Source organism: Oscillatoria sp. FACHB-1407 (assembly GCF_014697545.1).
In the GTDB taxonomy this organism is placed as follows: Bacteria; Cyanobacteriota; Cyanobacteriia; order Elainellales; family Elainellaceae; genus FACHB-1407.
Genome location: NZ_JACJSA010000041.1, coordinates 12,498 through 27,798 on the forward strand (window position 1 = coordinate 12,498; position 15,301 = coordinate 27,798).

Genomic DNA, 15,301 nt, shown 5'->3' on the forward strand with positions numbered 1-15,301 from the left:
GATATGGAACTTGAACGGAACGATGAATACGAACGACGAATGTGATGGTACTTCCCGAAATCACACTCGACCCATCCATTCAAAACTAGTACGCTGCTGTTCGTCTCCGACGCTGTTTTCTTCTGGCGATCGCCTTACGTTTGCGCTTTTCAATCGGGGTTTCAAAATGACGGTTTTTTCTCATATCTGGAAAAATCCCAGCTTGAGACACTTTTCGCTTAAAGCGACGAAGCCCTGACTCAATCCCTTCATCTTCACCAAGAACTACTTGAGTCATCTTAATTTCCCCCTCCAATGGGTTAAACGATCACTGGATCGGGTCAAACAATCCAGATGGAACCTATCAAAAAGGGTAGACTTACTGCCTACCCTTTAAGATTGCAGATTTTAGACGTTAACTTTCAAACGCTAGTTGCAGGGATTAATAACGACGGGAAGAATTGTTCTTCCGATTGTTATTACCCCAAGAGTTTGAAGAGCCTCTTTCCTCACGAGGTTTGGCTTTGTTAACCTTTAGATCGCGCCCCATCCATTCCGCACCATCTAAGGCTTCAATGGCAGCAGTTTCTTCTGCTTCTGTACCCATTTCTACAAACCCAAAGCCGCGCATACGACCTGTTTCACGATCAGCAGGCAATTGAATGCGCTTGACCGTACCATATTCTGCAAAGACCTGATTTAGGTCGCTCTCTGTAACTTCGTAGGATAAGTTACCGACGTAAATTGACATAGTCGAAGTATCTCCGAATCAACATGTGTGGAGAGTTAAGTTCGGAGAAACGCCAAGAAGACGAATTAAACAACCGAAAATAATTTCCAAGATGCCCCCAGCTTAACATGGATTTTCGCAATTGAAAGTTTATGTAACTTAATGTGATGCTTACAAAAAGAGCGAAATATAGATCCGATATTGACTCAATCTCGCACTCGCTTGAAAGCCGATTACTTAAGGCTTGGAGCGGCGTTTAGGGGTCAAAGACGCTTTGGAAGACGTTCGACGTTTAGAGGCAGGTTTACGGGTTGGGCGCAGAGGCGGTGGTTGCAGGGCTTTCCAACCTTTTGTTTTGAAGCGTTTGTAGGTGGAAAGTGCCCCATCAGCAATATAGTGGCTCAAAGCACCTAACTCTAGCCCCAGCACCAGCATCAGCCATTCTACTCGGCGTTGTTGCAGCGATCGCCCCAAAAATCCAGCAATGTCTCCCCAGGTCCAACCCAATTGCCATAGTTCATTCATTAACGCCAGCGTGATGAAGCTAACCAGTCCAACCCAAGTGAGTAAGTAAACAATTCGCAGGGCTGTCCCCGTGACGGGAGAGTGTGATAGGGGCGATCGATGTTTGATGCTGCCCCGATAGGGAATCCAGATCCAGCGGAACCAACCCCATCGCTTAAATTGAACGGAATGGATGTCAAGATCGGGACCAAACATCAATCCGCCAAACAAATAACCGCTACAGATGATGAGCGTTAGCGTACTGCTCTGAGTCGCGATCAGGGTTAACCCACCGACTAGAGGCAATGTCCACAGGGTAATGCGATCGTGAGTTCGGCCAGAGGGCATGGTTCAAGACGCTAGATCATCAGTACTCTATTGAAAAGCATCCTAATACCAATTGGCGGAATTGGGGATATGCCGATCCAGCATTACCAGGCAAAAAAACTTTTTTTGAAATTAGGTGACCAGAAATCCAAAAATGTCTGCTACAATGTTTAACCGTGCCGATAAACGGTACTTCCCCCCTCCGGGCGGTTAGCTCAGTTGGTAGAGCGCCTGCCTTACAAGCAGGATGTCACTGGTTCGAGTCCAGTACTGCCCATTCCAAGAAAAACAAAGCTGTAATTTTCAAAAGCTACTACTGCTATACGGGCAGTTCGCGAAATACCTCTGCGAAGCGAAACACCCCTGCAAAGTTCATATATTTGACATCAGTTTAATTAAGATCCTGGCGAATGAATTCGCAGCTACCGGAACCAAGTCTGCCTTCGCAGACTACGGGAGATCAAGGGGTAGACAAACTGACGCACAATTCGATGTACTTAGTATAACTTGTCGTAAATAAGGGTGGGAATTTGGGGTGCAGGGGTGGAACCTCTGTCTAGGGGCACAGCCCTCATACCCCCTGGTTTTATTTCCAAACCCTATCTGTGAATAACAGTAATTAGATGCACTTTATACATAGAGTTTGGTTTGTATCTTTAGGAAGATGTTTTAACTAAAGACGCTCTACCACAATACGGAAGAGTTATTAAACCAGGTAAAATGTCGCACGTACTGTTAGTAGATGACGAAGTCGCTTTGCGAGAGAGCCTAACCTATACACTTCAAAAGGAAGGGTTCACCGTGACAACAGCGCACGACGGGCAGAGTGCTATTAAACAGTTTCACAAACAGGTTCCTGATATCATTCTGCTTGATATTATGTTGCCTGAAATTGACGGAATGGAGATTTGCTGGCGCATTCGAGCCTTCTCAAACGTACCAATTGTGATGTTAACTGCCAAAGATCAAGACATTGATAAAGTGCGTGGGTTAGAGGCAGGGGCAGATGATTATGTTACAAAACCCTTTAATACTCGCGAGTTGATGGCACGAATTAAAGCGGTGCTGCGTCGTCACAACGATAGTAAGGCTGGGAATGGGAAAGCTTCCTCAAATTAAGTGGAACTCCTTTCACACGAAATTATTAGCGACCTACTTGCTGTTAGCTGCTTTAGGCACTTCTCTGCTAGCAGGCTATATTCTGTGGTTCTTCTACAACTATTTCATTGAGGCACGGCAAACCGATCTCAATAACTGGACTGCTGCCCTGAGTGAAAGCGCGGCAGACGCATTAGAAGAAGGCAATTTCGAGCGAGTCGATGTGCTGGTTAAGCGATATGGCAGCCCTGAAAATATTACGCTGCGAGTGTTTGATCCACAAGGACGCTTGATTGCCACCTCTAGTCCCCAAATCGATCGCCTTGTCAATAACTGGTATGAAGTGCCAGGAATGCGAGAAGCACTGCTAGGGGAGTCGGCGCAAGGAGTGACGAAGGGCGTGCTCTCCAATGAGGATCGGGTTTACATTGCTCGACCCATCGTTCGAGATGATCAAATGTTAGGGGTGTTGCGAATGTCCATCACCCTGTCTCAGTTTCAACGGCAGTTTGCGCGGGTCATTTGGACAACGTTGGGCTCACTGTTGCTAGTGATTCTATTGTGTGCACTGTTGAGCGATCGCCTTGCCCGTAGTTTGTCTCAGCCCATTGAGATCATGCGAAACTTTGCCACTCGGTTAGGGAGCGGTCACTTTGGCGATGAACTTGCGATTCGTCAGAGCAACGAGCTAGACGAACTTGCGATCGAGTTAAACCGTATGAGTGCTCGCTTAGCCTCGCTTGACCAGGAACGGCGCACCTTTTTAGCGAATGTCTCTCACGAATTACGCACCCCTATTAGCAATGTTCAGGTGACAGTAGAGGCACTCAAAAATGGAGCAGTTGAAGAGCCAAGTCTGCGCGATCGCTTTTTGCAGACGGTTGAAGATGAGATGAAACGTTTTACCCGCTTGATTCATGACCTGATGGATTTAGGACGCTTAGAAGCAGGAGTGATTCAACTCGAACGTCAGCATATCCCCCTGAGTCAATTGATTAATCGAGCCGTCAAATCCATGGAACCTCGAATGCAAAGTCTGGGCATTTCCACTCAAGTAGAGGTTGCTAATCTGTGGCTTGACGGTGATCCAGAACGCCTGTTACAGGCATTTCTAAATCTCTTAGATAATGCCATTAAGCACTCTGATAAAGGATCACGAATTCACATTAAAGGCTATAGAGAAAACAAGTTTGCGTTGATTCAAATTCAAGATCAGGGTTTGGGAATTCGAGCAACCGATCTGCCTCATATTTTTGAGCAGTTCTACACGACGGATCCATCTCGGCAGGGCAAAGGGCATGGTCTGGGTCTGGCAATTACCAAGCGAATTGTCGAGTCCCACCAGGGCAGCATTACGGTTCAAAGTACCTATGGACATGGGGCGACATTTACGATTCGGTTGCCTCTTAAACCTGCGGCTTGAACGACTAGAATATTTTGGGGATTTGCAGTTTAATAACGCCAGTCGTTTTCCCAAAAAAGTGGATAGATCGCGTCCATGTCTAATATGCTTTGGCTTGTCCTGCTGTATGCCGTTATTCCCACGCTGGTGACAAGTGGTGTTGTCAGCTTAATCGCTGGAGGGTTGGATGCCCTGTTTACTCAGTCAGGTGAGCAGTTTTTATTAACTGCCATTCCAGTCTTGATCGGCGCATTATCAGGAGGGGCGATCGCCAGTGCTGCCTGGTATGCCTTCATCGGCATCAACATCTATGTGCTAAACAACCTGGCTTATCGGGGTCAAGGTCTGGGCTATGCGCTACTCTTTGTTCCTGTTCTGGCTGTTGTAGGGTCAGTGGTAGGTGGCTTGACTGTGCTGTTCCTCAAAAAATCCCGTCGATAAGACCCTACCTGTGGTTTCTCCGATGCTTCGCCGCATCGAATGTGGCTACGGCTATAAATCGCAAACAGCAGGGCAGGTTGAGCAAATCACATACACCCTGTAATGGATGTAGCGGCGAAACCCGCCCCTCCCAATATCGAACTTATTTAACCTGAGTTCGGGATAAGGATCTTGGCGGTTAAAACCGCCGCTACAAGGGCAAAACCGACCTGCATCGGTTCGGCAACCCTTGATTTTCTGTAGTGATTTTCTGTAGTCCGCGCAGGTGGGCTTCGCTCCCATAGCCGCGAATTGATTCGCCAGGTGTTTAACCTGAATTGACGTTATTTAATTTCCATTCCTTAGTACAACTCGTCGTAAATAGGGGTGGGAATTTGGGGTGCAGGGGTGGAACCCCTGGCTGGGGACGCAGCCCCATACCCCCTTGTTTTATTTCTGAACCCTATCCGTGAATAGCAGTACTTAGGATCGCGAATTTATTAAGGTGTAATTTCTGGCAAGGGGCGTGGCATTCGGTCAAAAGCCCTTGCCATTGTTTCAGAGCCCTCTGCCGAATGCCGCACCCGTACAGGGGGTTGCCGTTTTTCAGGTTATTTAATTCACGATCGCTTATCTCAGATTTTAGGATTAAAAACTCATCAAACAACATACATTCACGACTTTTGGGCAGACATCTAATTTGCACTGTAACAAGTCGCCGTATTCGTGAAATTATCCACGAGATATAAATTTGGCTATACCTCTATGCATCTGTAAGGGCGGTTCGCGAACCGCCCCTACCGCATCTGTCGTTCCCTTCGGGAATTGAGATAATACTCACTCCTCAAGGTAGATGGCAAGTGTTAATTAACCTTTGAGGATAGACAATTGATGATTTTATGAAAGCCTGTGATTACGCTGGAAAACACTGACCTGCAATTGACCATTCGACCCGATCTAGGTGGACGCATCGATCAGTTAGTCGATCGCCAAACGAATCGTTCGTGGCTCTGGCATCCGCCCACCTATAATGCTGCACAGCGTCGAGAACTTCCAGTCGGTGCCTCCTTTGATGAGCATTGGAGTGGCGGTTGGGATGAGATGTTTCCCAATGATGGGGCAGGGCAGTTTCAGGGGCGCGATCTGGTCGATCATGGGGAGTTGTGGTCGCAAGCATGGGATGTAATTGAATCGTCCCCGTTGCATGTGAAGTTAGCCTATTCCTGTCAAACAGTACCAATACGGGTCGAAAAAACAATTCAACTGGATGATACTCAGCCCAAAGCCACGATTACCTATCAGTTTGAAAATACTTCGGCTGATACAATTCCCTTTCTGCTGAAACAACATTGTGCGATCGCCATTGAAGCGGGAGATGAAATTTTGCTGCCCGATTGTGTAGTGGAGCCTGCTTTTTTAGATTTCAGTAAGATCATCGGTCGTCAAGCCAAAACTCTTTTCCCGAAGGCGTTTGCTGCTGATGGTAGCGAGGTGGATTTGCGGGTTATTCCACCGGAATCTTCTAAGTTGCAAGAGTTTTATTACACGTCAGATTTAGCGGTTGGGCAATGTGGTATTCGCAATGCGCGATCGCAGTCCACATTGTTGATGCAGTTTGATCTGGCTGATTTTCCCTATGTGTGGGTATTTCAGAGCTATGGCGGTTGGCGCGACTTTTATGTGTTGGTGATGGAGCCTTGCACCACAATTCCTTTTGATCTGGCAGAAGCCCATGAGAAGGGTACAACGGCAGTGCTCAAACCGAAGGAGATTCAAACGCGATCGCTGACAGTATCAATTCGCTAATAAGTGCGAATTTCAATAGAGACATTTCGTGGAATGCCTGTACAACAGCGTTTAAGAGAAGGTGTTTCGGTTAGCCCAAAGACGCACTTTGTATCGGCTCCAAGTCTGGGTGCGTCTGATGTCCTAAGAAATGGGAATTAAATAAGTTCGATATTGGGTAGGGGCGGGTTTTGCCGTCAAATCCATTGCAGCGTGCAGATGGATCTGCTAAACCCGCCCGTACAGTTTGCGGATTTATTAAATCTAAGATCCTAAGCCTTCTGACCAAAGCGATTCATACACAGTAGATAAGGAGGCGGAGGGAGATCGGTTCAGGCAATCATCTGTTGCAAAGGCTGTTTCAATTGGTATTACCAAGGAGTAAACATGTCTTAAATATTTAAAGATTCTATGAAGTTGCAGTGAATCTACTTAAAGTTTATCTGAGCCAAAAGTAGACTAAGCAGTATTCTTATTTCCTTTAAATACGAAAAAATGAGAACTCTATACTCTGCTGCTATTGGTGCTTTGGCTTTTCTCGCTGTTTTTGAGACTGTTTTACCTGCTCATGCTGCTCAACTCTCCGCCACTGTAACGACTGATAATCACTATGGGCTTTACTCTGGGCAAGCGGACGGTTCTGGTTTGTCTTTTGTAGGGCGAAATGAGGAGGGTAATGGTCACATTCCCGATCTCCTCCCACCAACTCCGAGTGAAGCCTGTAGTGGAACATTTAACTGGCAATGTCCTGAAAGTTGGGCATTTGAGGTTAATTCAGAGGATCATGTGTACGTCGTCGCTTGGGATACTGGTCTTCAACAGAGTTGGATTGGCGAGTTTCAGCTTCCGGATAGCAGTTTGCTCTTGTCTAACACCTCCGATTGGGAATATGCGATCGCCAGTGGCTCTAACCCTTTAGATGGGGCGATTCCCTCACTTTTAGATATTGCAACCGAGATTGCCAATGCAACTTGGAGTACTCCACAAGCCTCTGCACCTCAAGGTACTTCCCCTTGGGGGACAATTCCTGGTATTTCTGCATCAGCGCAATTTGTTTGGCATGACACCCTTGATAGTACGTCCACCAGTGATGCGAATTATGTAATCTTTAGAAGTAAAGCTCCCGTTTTCTCTGCTCCCACTCCTCCTCCTGTTGGCGTTCTTGAACCTGCCACTACTGTAGGTTTAGGTTTATTAGGAATGGCTTGCTTATTCACTAAGCGAAAAGGTTCTCCTAACTCCTAAAAGTCAGGAGGATTGGTTAGAGCATCTTGGCAGTGTTTCAGAAACAGTTGAGCGGCTTTGTCGTGGGGGGCGATCGCTAACAGCATCAATTTAACGATGATAGAAACGGGGTGATGATGGGGGCGATCGCCTGAATCGTCTCTTGATCACTCACTGTAAACCCTGCCAGATCAACTCGTTCAGCTAACAGACTGTCTAAATGTGCGCTGGGTTTGAGTTTGTTAATTGCATTCACAACGGCAATTACATCGCCATTTTGATTTACCAGTGGCACAATTAGTAGCGTATACGTTCGATAACCCGTTTTTTGATCCGTCTGTTGAATCATTGCAGCACGAGGATCGTCGTAACAATCGTAGGGAAGATGAATAACTTGTTTGGAAGTTGCTGCTTCACCTGCAAATCCTTGATCGGCAGGGATGTTAATTTGTATTCCCTCTGCTTTTAGGGTTGAGGAAATGATGCTCCAGAGTATATTTTGTTCGCGGTCTAATAGAAAAAGTGTGACGCGATCGGCTTTCAATAATTCTTTCAAACCAGCATGAATTAACTGAAAGAAAGGACTCCAAACAGGGTTTGTTTGTTGAGCATCAACCATAAAATGAGTTCTTTATGAAGGAAACCATCTCCTTGTGGCTTTTGAACTCGACGCAAACAGGAATAAGTATATCCCAAAGGTGTAGATCATTGTTAGAAGCGAATAGGCAAATACCAGTCTAATTTCTTGAAGCGCAAGATTGATTAGAGGCGTGAACATTGGAATAAACAGAATTACTCCAAGCGATATAAAGCCTAAACACAATTTAAACTTTGATATAAATAAGCCTTTGCGGGTAATAAGGGATTGAGTTATTGAAAAAATAATTTTTAATGTAACGACTACTAAAGGAATAACTAGGATGAGGTATCCGAGCGAAAAGGATTTCAAGATATACAAAAGAATAATGCTCCAAATACCGACTGCAAGTGAAGCTATTACTGTAAAGTAGGCTAGAAGAATTTGAATACTCCATGGTAGAACAGTTTGATTGCTTGCTGGAGGGATACCTAATGCTTTGAGCAATCGAGTTGGCTCAGGTAACAGTTGTGCTAATTTATCAAGATTTTTTAAGCCTCGTCGAAAGTCAATCCATTGAATACGCCCTAAATCTGGATTAACGGCTTTTGTGTCTTGTAGAAGAATAGGATAAACAACATATTCTTCTGGGTTGAATGTAGTTGTGCCATTAAACTCTGAAATTAGAACTAGAACAGCTTCTGCTTGTTCTGCTTCTACCGTGTTTTTTCCCACATATAAATGTCCATATTGAATTAAGCAATGAATGATGGTTTCAGCATAGCCTATATCCTGACCAGCAAAATCTACAGTAAAAATAGTTTGCCTTGGATGTTGGATTTTGGGGTTATAAGGATTGGCAAATATAGGGCGAGAGGCAATCGGTTTACCCCATCGTTGCATATACGGCGAGTACAACAGGAGCAGTAATACAAAAGCCACTAAAGTAATAATTACAAACAACTTGTTTGTAATATCTGCAAATATTGCAGTACTGTATACTGTAGGATCGAGAAAAACAGCGGTCCAAACTAAGAAGAAAGGAAGTATGAGCAGGGCGTTGCGGACATGGAAAAAGTTAAAGTCGCGTTTTATGATGCGGTAGGGTAAAGGAAATAAGTAATAGGGGATATAAATCGTCCATATTGTAAGTAATGACAGCAAACTGACGATCGCACTCACCCCAATTGCAAGTCCAACCATCAAAGGAACTTTGAAGCCTGATTGTGGTGGTGCAGACTTGGGTGGAACGGGTGACTCTAGTTGTCGAGTCAGATCTTTAATACCCTCTCTAAACCTGCCGCGTAGGTCAATCCACTCATACTGCTCAAGCTCCGGTGGCAGCTTAACGGCTTCAAAAATGATCAGGATGATGCGCTTGTTGAGGGCGATCGCGTGTTCCCATTCCCACTTCACGTTTTTGGAAGCGATCGACTCCTGAGAGACAACGAGTAGGAAGACCTCGGCTTCTTTCAGTCCTTCATAGATTTGCTCTTCCCAGGGTCTTCCCGGAACCAGGACATGGTAGTCTAGCCAAACCTTAAATCCTCGTTTCTCCAATGCTTTGAGAAAGCTATCTACAAACGGTGCTTCGCGACGGCAATAACTAATAAACAAAGAAGACACCATAGATAACCCCAAAAAATTCGATAAATGTTGATTTGGTGCATTTGTTACTGTTAACTATGTTGTCTGTTTTTGATTTATGCAAGGGGTTTATTATTCTTACAGTTTTCTTTTAAAGGAGAAATATCGGTTAGCGGTTGGGAAATGTCTTGTCCTGTGTGCTTGGTGCCTGGTGCCTCTCCCGCATTGGCTCAGAATATACAGAATCCAGGATTTGCACCTCAAGAATTCCTTCGCACTGCTTTGCGATGAATCGAGAGTCTAGGCATCTTGGTTAGTAATGACGATAACTGAGTACGCTCTTTAGTCATGCATCCCTAACGACGTCTAAAATTTTGGAATTTTAGCTTGAGTTCCATCGGTGGAAACCATCGTCTTAACGCTCTAAAATGTCGAACTCCTAATGCTACAACCAGGAATAACCCTACAAAATAGACAACAAGGAAAGCTCCATAGGTTAACAATCCTGCGTTACTTCCTTTGTCACCCCCATTTACAAATTCAGGCACATGCAACGTTGGAACCATGAGTACTAATCCAATCACAACTAGAGCCACAACCAAACCAGGCACTGAAGCCAAGAAGCCCTTACGGTTGATGAGAGCCTGAGTAACTAAAATAATGATCTTTAAAGCAATTCCTAACGAAAGGCTAATGAGTAAAACATCAACCAGTGAAAATTCGTGCCCAATTTTTAGAAAGAAAACGCTCCAACCACCCATCTTTATAAGGGCTAGTATTGTTAAGTAAGACAAAATAACTTCAACAATGGGTGGCAAGACCGTTTGACCACTCAAAGGAACAATGCCCAATGCTTTCAATAGACGGGTCGGTTCAGGCAATAGTTGAGCTAGTTTATCGAGATTGCTCAATCCGCGTCGAAAATCAATCCATTGAATGCGTTTCAAATTTGGGTCAACATCTTCCGTGTCTTGTAAAAGAACAGGATAAACAGGGTGTTCTTCTGGATTGAATACAGTAGTGTTCTTATAGGCTGAGATTAAGACCAGTATCGCTTCAGGTTGTTGGGTTTCAGGGGTATCCTTTTCAACGTACTGGTGTCCATGTCGTCTCAAGCAATGAATAATCGCTTCAGCATAGGTCTTATCCTCCTTAGCAAAATCTACGGTGAAGCGAGTGGGCTTTGGATGTTGAATATTTGGATGATAGGGATTAGCAAATTTAGGGCGAGAGGCGATCGGTTTTCCCCAACGTTGCATACTGGGTAAATAGAGTAGGAGTACTAGCAGAGGTGCAAAAGGAATCGACAGAAGCAAGCCAATAATTAGAATAGTAGTTGACACTGCATCCGGATTGTAGGTTTCCGTCCAGTACATAACTATTGCAAATGTCCAAAATAAAGCAAAAGGAAGTATGAACAGAGCATTTCGGACATGAAAAAAGTTGAAATCGCGTTTTACGATTTGATAGGGCAGGGGAAAGAGATAGTAGGGAATGTAAACCGTCCATATTGTAAGCAATGACAGTAAACTGACGATCGCACTCACCAGAATTGCCATCCAAACCGTAAGAGAGACTTTAAAGCCTTTTTGAGGTGGTGCAGATTTGGGTGGAACGGATGCTTCTAGTTGCCGGGTTAGCTCTTTAATGCCTGCCCTAAACCTACCGCGTAAATCAATCCACTCACACTGCTCCAGTTCTGGTGGCAGTTTAACGGCTTCAAAAATAATCAAAATAATGCGCTTGTTGAGGGCGATCGCCTGTTCCCATTCCCACTGCACATTCTTGGACGCGATCGACTCTTGAGAGACTATCAGCAAAAACACCTCAGATGCCTTCAGCCCTTCATAGATTTGCTCTTGCCAGGGTCTTCCCGGAACCAGAACATGGTAGTCTAGCCAAACCTCAAAACCTCGTTTTTCTAATGCTTTGAGGAAGCTATCTACAAATGGTGCTTCGCGACGGCAATAGCTGATAAACAGGGAAGACACCATAGATACCCCAAAAATTTGATAAACGTTGATTTGGTGCATTTGTTACTGTTAACTATGTCGCCTGTTTTTGGTTTATGCAAGGAGTTTATTACTCTTCCGTTCGCCTGTTGAAAGAGGCATATCGATTAGTGGTTGGGATATCTTGTACCGTCGGTGCCTGCTGTCTTGTTGCCTCTCCTGCCTTGGCTCAGAACGCAGACAATTCTGGATTTGCCCCACAAGACCTGCTTCGCACTGCCCTGCAATGGATTGATAACTTAGGTATCGTCGGTGGGCTTGTCTTTATCGCGATTTACATCACTGCGACAGTTAGCTTCCTTCCGGGGTCGATCCTGACGTTGGGGGCAGGAGTCATTTTTGGGGTGGTGTTTGGTTCAGTTTATGCTTTTGTTGGGGCAACGCTGGGGGCGATCGCGGCCTTCTTAGTGGGGCGTTATTTGGCGCGGAGTTGGATTAGTCACAAGATTGAGAACAATCAACGATTTGCGGCGATCGATAAAGCGGTTGCCCAAGAGGGATTCAAAATTGTTTTGCTAACGCGGCTTTCACCTGTTTTTCCGTTTAACTTATTGAACTATGCATTCGGCATTACAGGCGTTTCGCTCAAAGACTATGCACTGGCATCCGTGGGCATGATCCCTGCCACGATTATGTATGTCTACATCGGCTCTCTGGCGGGCGATCTTGCCAGAGTTGGCACTGAAAGCCAACCGACTAATCCAACGTTGCAATGGGCAATTCGCATTATTGGTTTCATCGCGACCGTTGCGGTTACGGTCTATGTAACTCGGATTGCCCGTAGTGCACTGGCAGAAAAGGTGGAAGAAAGGATAAACGATGAAGGATAAAGAAAGAAGATAGAAAAAATAAGAGGGAAGAGGCGCGATTTATCGCGTCTGTACGAGGGAGAGATTACCTTTTTTAAGAAATATCATTCCCAGGTTGAGACGGGTTGCAATACCTTGGGAATGGTTTGATCGACTGGAAACTCCAACAGGGTTTCGCGCAATCCAAGGTAGTTGGATTCTGTGAATGAGAGGAGTAGGCGTTGCAGGGCTAACCAAACCTCTTCATCGTATTCCCAATCGCGAGAACGATTTGCATTTGCGGCGATCGCTTTGAGTGCCCAAAAGTAGCTGTTACGAACGATGGAACCGCTTTTTTTGTATTGCGGCAAATCATCGTGATGAATAAATAGAATTTGGTCTTCGATCCGAACTCTCATGTCATCTAAATTTTAGATTTTAGATTCTATTGGGACTCAATTAAGATGACGGATACCAGATCGCCTCAATTGTCTGCGCGATCGCCCGCCCATCGTCGCCAGAGTCCTTCAACAGGGTGGTGACGTGCCCCAGTTTGCGACCGGGACGGGATTGAGTTTTACCATACCAGTGTACAAATGTATTAGGCAGTTGCGCCAGTTTTTGCCGCTGATTCAGGTAGGAGTTTTCAGAGCTTTCGTAGCCGAGCAGATTCACCATAACAGCGGCTTTGCAACGCATAGATGGATTGCCCAATGGCAAGCCACACACCGCCCGCAGTTGTTGCTCAAACTGTGAGGTTTCGCAGGCATCAAGGGTGAAGTGCCCGGAGTTGTGAGTGCGGGGAGCGATTTCGTTCACCAAGACTTTTCCCTCTGGGGTGAGGAACAATTCAATGCCAAAGATGCCAACGACTTGCAACTTCTCCATTAATGTGTGAGCGATCGCCTCTGCCTGTTGAGCCACACTTGCATCAAACTCGGTGACGAACACCCGCCGACACACCTGATCCACTTGCTGTGTCTCAACAACTGGATAGGTAACAATTTCGCCTGTTTGCGATCGCGCCACCATAATTGCCAGTTCCTTCTCAAAGGGCACAAACTCCTCCACTAAGAGCGATCGCCCCTGGAGTTGTTGCAATTTAGCGTGCAACTCGCCTTCGTTACGAATAATCCAGGTGCCCTGACCGTCATAGCCGTGACGACGCGCTTTCAACACAATCGGGAACTTAGAGGAGATCCCCCTAAATCCCCCTTGAAAAAGCGGACTTTCAACCAACTCCCCCCTTGAAAAGGGGGGCGAGGGGGGATCAGAACTATCTTTTGCTATTGCAGCAAATTTAGGAACAGGTAAGCCGATGTCTTGTAGATACTGTCGCTGATGATATTTGTCGAGCAGGGGAGCCAGTGTTTCCAACTGTGGGTAAAACGGCACACCTTGAGCCGCTAGTTTGGACAGAGCATCCAGATCGACAAATTCATTTTCAAAGGTAATGACGTCACAATGCTTAGCCAACTCAGCGGTTGCTTGAGCATCGGCGATCGCAGCGAGGACGGTGTGGTGGGCGATCGCGACGGCAGGATCATCGGCATGGGGCGTTTGCACAACCAACTCAATGCCCAATTTTTGGGCTGCACTGCCCATCATCCATGCCAACTGACCACCACCAATCACCCCAACCCGCTTCACCATATCTCTCTTTTTTCCTATATCTGAATTACAGAAGTCGGAGTTCTTTGAGAACTCCGACTTCTCGGCGATCGTTTCTAGTTTCGACAACCTAACGACTCTCGCGTGTCTACACCCGTTTGTGAGTTGACGCCACTAGCCCGTTGACACAATTCCTTAACCTGAGCACCGTCTAAAATCGCGTCAGTAAAGTCGGCTCCAGTAATGTCCGTATCCTCAAAGGTCGATCGCAACAGAATTGCCTCTACTAAAACGGCATCGCTCAGGTCGGCTCCCTGAAACTTGACCTGATCTGCCATCGAGTTTGATAAGTTCGCCCCATGCAAATTGGTTTGTGTCATCACGGATGCGCTAAAGACTGCCCCTTGCACATCTGCATTACTGAAGTTGGCTGACTCCAAATTGGCATTGGAGAATTCGGGCGATCGCAACCGTTGTCCCGAAAAGTCTCGTCCCCTTAACTCCGCATTGCTAAACGATACCGGAGGAGAATATTTCCCTTTCATGGGTGAAACTGCCGCCTGCGCCGGGGCTATCCACAGCCAGAGAATTAATAGAGATGCAAAAAGCGATCGCCAGAGCATGGCTTCACCTGAGTAAAGGGCAATGGTTTCTATTTTAAAGGCAGAGGATGGAAGGATAAGAGAAAAAAGAAGAAGGAAGAAAGAATAGGTGAGGCAATGGTAGAAGCTTGGATTGATCGCGTCTATGGTCAGGAATGCAGGACAAATACTGACAGCATTATTCGTTCAAGGATTCTTGAATCGTTCTAATCGCATTTGTAGGAGTAAGCAGCAAAGCGATTGATTAGAAATTGACAACGAATGGCACGATTCTTTTGGCTCATCAGCGTCTGGCTCTTAGGTGGACTGTTTTTGTCAAGTGCAGGTGTTCTGGCTTACATGATTCTCGGAGGAGCCTATCCGTCTGACTCTGAATGGATGCAAAACCATATTGAGTTTTTGCTAAAACGGGATCTGTCACTTCCATCTCCATATCAAATTGATGAAGCGATTGGGGGTGGATATTATCACGGTCTGGATGGCAGAGATATGTGGCTGCGATTTCAGTATGTTGCGCCCAACGATCAGTCAGGGTTACCTGCATGGTCGCGATCGGGTATGTCAAATAGATTGTGTCAAGGGTAAAAACTCAAGTTGGAAAGCGATCGCCGAATTCAATCGCGAAGCGATTGAGAGCAGGTTTCCAGTCACGAAT

16 protein-coding genes and 1 tRNA gene are annotated in these 15,301 nt (G+C 45.8%); 8 read left to right on the forward strand and 9 right to left on the reverse strand.

Features of this window, described 5'->3' with window-relative positions; all coding sequences use genetic code 11:
- Positions 1–85: 85 nt before the first annotated feature.
- The 3 genes from rpsU to H6G89_RS32925 all read right to left on the reverse strand — a co-directional run bounded on the left by rpsU (position 86) and on the right by H6G89_RS32925 (position 1,561).
- The gene (gene rpsU, locus H6G89_RS32915; protein WP_190514238.1) at positions 86–277 is read right to left on the reverse strand and encodes a 30S ribosomal protein S21; all 192 of its coding nucleotides are present in this window, start codon (positions 275–277) and stop codon (positions 86–88) included.
- A gap of 144 nt (positions 278–421) precedes the next feature.
- The gene (locus H6G89_RS32920; RefSeq protein WP_190514239.1) at positions 422–730 is read right to left on the reverse strand and encodes an RNA recognition motif domain-containing protein; all 309 of its coding nucleotides are present in this window, start codon (positions 728–730) and stop codon (positions 422–424) included.
- A 216-nt stretch (positions 731–946) separates the two neighbouring features.
- A complete protein-coding gene (locus H6G89_RS32925) occupies positions 947–1,561 on the reverse strand; it encodes a metal-binding protein (protein ID WP_190514240.1) in 615 nt (204 codons plus the stop codon).
- Between the two features lie 183 nt (positions 1,562–1,744).
- Here H6G89_RS32925 and H6G89_RS32930 point away from each other — a divergent pair.
- From H6G89_RS32930 to H6G89_RS32955, 6 genes are all read left to right on the forward strand, one after another.
- Positions 1,745–1,817: transfer RNA gene (locus H6G89_RS32930), tRNA-Val, on the forward strand.
- Positions 1,818–2,260: 443 nt separating this feature from the next.
- On the forward strand, positions 2,261–2,659 hold the full coding sequence (locus tag H6G89_RS32935) for a response regulator transcription factor (RefSeq protein WP_190514241.1): 399 nt from the start codon (positions 2,261–2,263) through the stop codon (positions 2,657–2,659).
- Positions 2,637–4,061 (forward strand): sensor histidine kinase, encoded by a 1,425-nt coding sequence (locus H6G89_RS32940; protein ID WP_190514242.1) that lies wholly within the window; start codon positions 2,637–2,639, stop codon positions 4,059–4,061. Before H6G89_RS32935 ends, H6G89_RS32940 begins: the two co-directional genes overlap by 23 nt.
- Before the next feature lie 75 nt (positions 4,062–4,136).
- Positions 4,137–4,481, forward strand: coding sequence for a hypothetical protein (locus H6G89_RS32945; protein WP_190514243.1), 345 nt, complete (start codon positions 4,137–4,139; stop codon positions 4,479–4,481).
- Positions 4,482–5,369: 888 nt separating this feature from the next.
- Entirely contained in the window at positions 5,370–6,266 is an 897-nt protein-coding gene (locus H6G89_RS32950; protein WP_190514244.1) for a hypothetical protein, read from the forward strand.
- A gap of 474 nt (positions 6,267–6,740) precedes the next feature.
- Positions 6,741–7,490, forward strand: coding sequence for a PEP-CTERM sorting domain-containing protein (locus H6G89_RS32955; RefSeq protein ID WP_190514245.1), 750 nt, complete (start codon positions 6,741–6,743; stop codon positions 7,488–7,490).
- Positions 7,491–7,575: 85 nt separating this feature from the next.
- Here H6G89_RS32955 and H6G89_RS32960 read toward each other — a convergent pair whose 3' ends face one another.
- The 3 genes from H6G89_RS32960 to H6G89_RS32970 form a co-directional block, all read right to left on the reverse strand.
- Positions 7,576–8,088: a GAF domain-containing protein gene (locus H6G89_RS32960; protein ID WP_190514246.1), complete on the reverse strand. Its 513-nt coding sequence runs from the start codon at positions 8,086–8,088 to the stop codon at positions 7,576–7,578.
- A gap of 12 nt (positions 8,089–8,100) precedes the next feature.
- Entirely contained in the window at positions 8,101–9,675 is a 1,575-nt protein-coding gene (locus H6G89_RS32965) for a toll/interleukin-1 receptor domain-containing protein (RefSeq protein WP_190514247.1), read from the reverse strand.
- A 314-nt stretch (positions 9,676–9,989) separates the two neighbouring features.
- A complete protein-coding gene (locus H6G89_RS32970; protein WP_190514248.1) occupies positions 9,990–11,666 on the reverse strand; it encodes a toll/interleukin-1 receptor domain-containing protein in 1,677 nt (558 codons plus the stop codon).
- Positions 11,667–11,701: 35 nt separating this feature from the next.
- Here H6G89_RS32970 and H6G89_RS32975 point away from each other — a divergent pair, with 35 nt between their 5' ends.
- Positions 11,702–12,475: a TVP38/TMEM64 family protein gene (locus H6G89_RS32975; protein WP_190514249.1), complete on the forward strand. Its 774-nt coding sequence runs from the start codon at positions 11,702–11,704 to the stop codon at positions 12,473–12,475.
- Between the two features lie 83 nt (positions 12,476–12,558).
- On the opposite strand, the gene H6G89_RS32980 is transcribed toward H6G89_RS32975, so the two are convergent.
- The 3 genes from H6G89_RS32980 to H6G89_RS32990 form a co-directional block, all read right to left on the reverse strand.
- On the reverse strand, positions 12,559–12,852 hold the full coding sequence (locus tag H6G89_RS32980) for a hypothetical protein (RefSeq protein WP_190514250.1): 294 nt from the start codon (positions 12,850–12,852) through the stop codon (positions 12,559–12,561).
- Between the two features lie 40 nt (positions 12,853–12,892).
- The gene (locus H6G89_RS32985; RefSeq protein WP_199337085.1) at positions 12,893–14,086 is read right to left on the reverse strand and encodes a 5-(carboxyamino)imidazole ribonucleotide synthase; all 1,194 of its coding nucleotides are present in this window, start codon (positions 14,084–14,086) and stop codon (positions 12,893–12,895) included.
- A 74-nt stretch (positions 14,087–14,160) separates the two neighbouring features.
- The gene (locus tag H6G89_RS32990) at positions 14,161–14,589 is read right to left on the reverse strand and encodes a pentapeptide repeat-containing protein (RefSeq protein ID WP_242060233.1); all 429 of its coding nucleotides are present in this window, start codon (positions 14,587–14,589) and stop codon (positions 14,161–14,163) included.
- A 318-nt stretch (positions 14,590–14,907) separates the two neighbouring features.
- Between H6G89_RS32990 and H6G89_RS32995 the strand changes: the two genes are divergently transcribed.
- Positions 14,908–15,231: a hypothetical protein gene (locus tag H6G89_RS32995; RefSeq protein ID WP_190514252.1), complete on the forward strand. Its 324-nt coding sequence runs from the start codon at positions 14,908–14,910 to the stop codon at positions 15,229–15,231.
- Positions 15,232–15,301 lie beyond the last annotated feature (70 nt).

What these genes read in the sequence shown, in the direction of transcription:
- rpsU (WP_190514238.1), bottom strand. Translation starts at nt 277, where the DNA reads ATGACTCAAGTAGTTCTTGGTGAAGATGAAGGGATTGAGTCAGGGCTT.
- H6G89_RS32920 (WP_190514239.1), bottom strand. Translation starts at nt 730, where the DNA reads ATGTCAATTTACGTCGGTAACTTATCCTACGAAGTTACAGAGAGCGAC.
- H6G89_RS32925 (WP_190514240.1), bottom strand. Translation starts at nt 1,561, where the DNA reads ATGCCCTCTGGCCGAACTCACGATCGCATTACCCTGTGGACATTGCCT.
- H6G89_RS32935 (WP_190514241.1), top strand. Translation starts at nt 2,261, where the DNA reads ATGTCGCACGTACTGTTAGTAGATGACGAAGTCGCTTTGCGAGAGAGC.
- H6G89_RS32940 (WP_190514242.1), top strand. Translation starts at nt 2,637, where the DNA reads ATGGGAAAGCTTCCTCAAATTAAGTGGAACTCCTTTCACACGAAATTA.
- H6G89_RS32945 (WP_190514243.1), top strand. Translation starts at nt 4,137, where the DNA reads ATGTCTAATATGCTTTGGCTTGTCCTGCTGTATGCCGTTATTCCCACG.
- H6G89_RS32955 (WP_190514245.1), top strand. Translation starts at nt 6,741, where the DNA reads ATGAGAACTCTATACTCTGCTGCTATTGGTGCTTTGGCTTTTCTCGCT.
- H6G89_RS32960 (WP_190514246.1), bottom strand. Translation starts at nt 8,088, where the DNA reads ATGGTTGATGCTCAACAAACAAACCCTGTTTGGAGTCCTTTCTTTCAG.
- H6G89_RS32965 (WP_190514247.1), bottom strand. Translation starts at nt 9,675, where the DNA reads ATGGTGTCTTCTTTGTTTATTAGTTATTGCCGTCGCGAAGCACCGTTT.
- H6G89_RS32970 (WP_190514248.1), bottom strand. Translation starts at nt 11,666, where the DNA reads ATGCACCAAATCAACGTTTATCAAATTTTTGGGGTATCTATGGTGTCT.
- H6G89_RS32975 (WP_190514249.1), top strand. Translation starts at nt 11,702, where the DNA reads ATGCAAGGAGTTTATTACTCTTCCGTTCGCCTGTTGAAAGAGGCATAT.
- H6G89_RS32980 (WP_190514250.1), bottom strand. Translation starts at nt 12,852, where the DNA reads ATGAGAGTTCGGATCGAAGACCAAATTCTATTTATTCATCACGATGAT.
- H6G89_RS32985 (WP_199337085.1), bottom strand. Translation starts at nt 14,086, where the DNA reads ATGGTGAAGCGGGTTGGGGTGATTGGTGGTGGTCAGTTGGCATGGATG.
- H6G89_RS32990 (WP_242060233.1), bottom strand. Translation starts at nt 14,589, where the DNA reads ATGAAAGGGAAATATTCTCCTCCGGTATCGTTTAGCAATGCGGAGTTA.
- H6G89_RS32995 (WP_190514252.1), top strand. Translation starts at nt 14,908, where the DNA reads ATGGCACGATTCTTTTGGCTCATCAGCGTCTGGCTCTTAGGTGGACTG.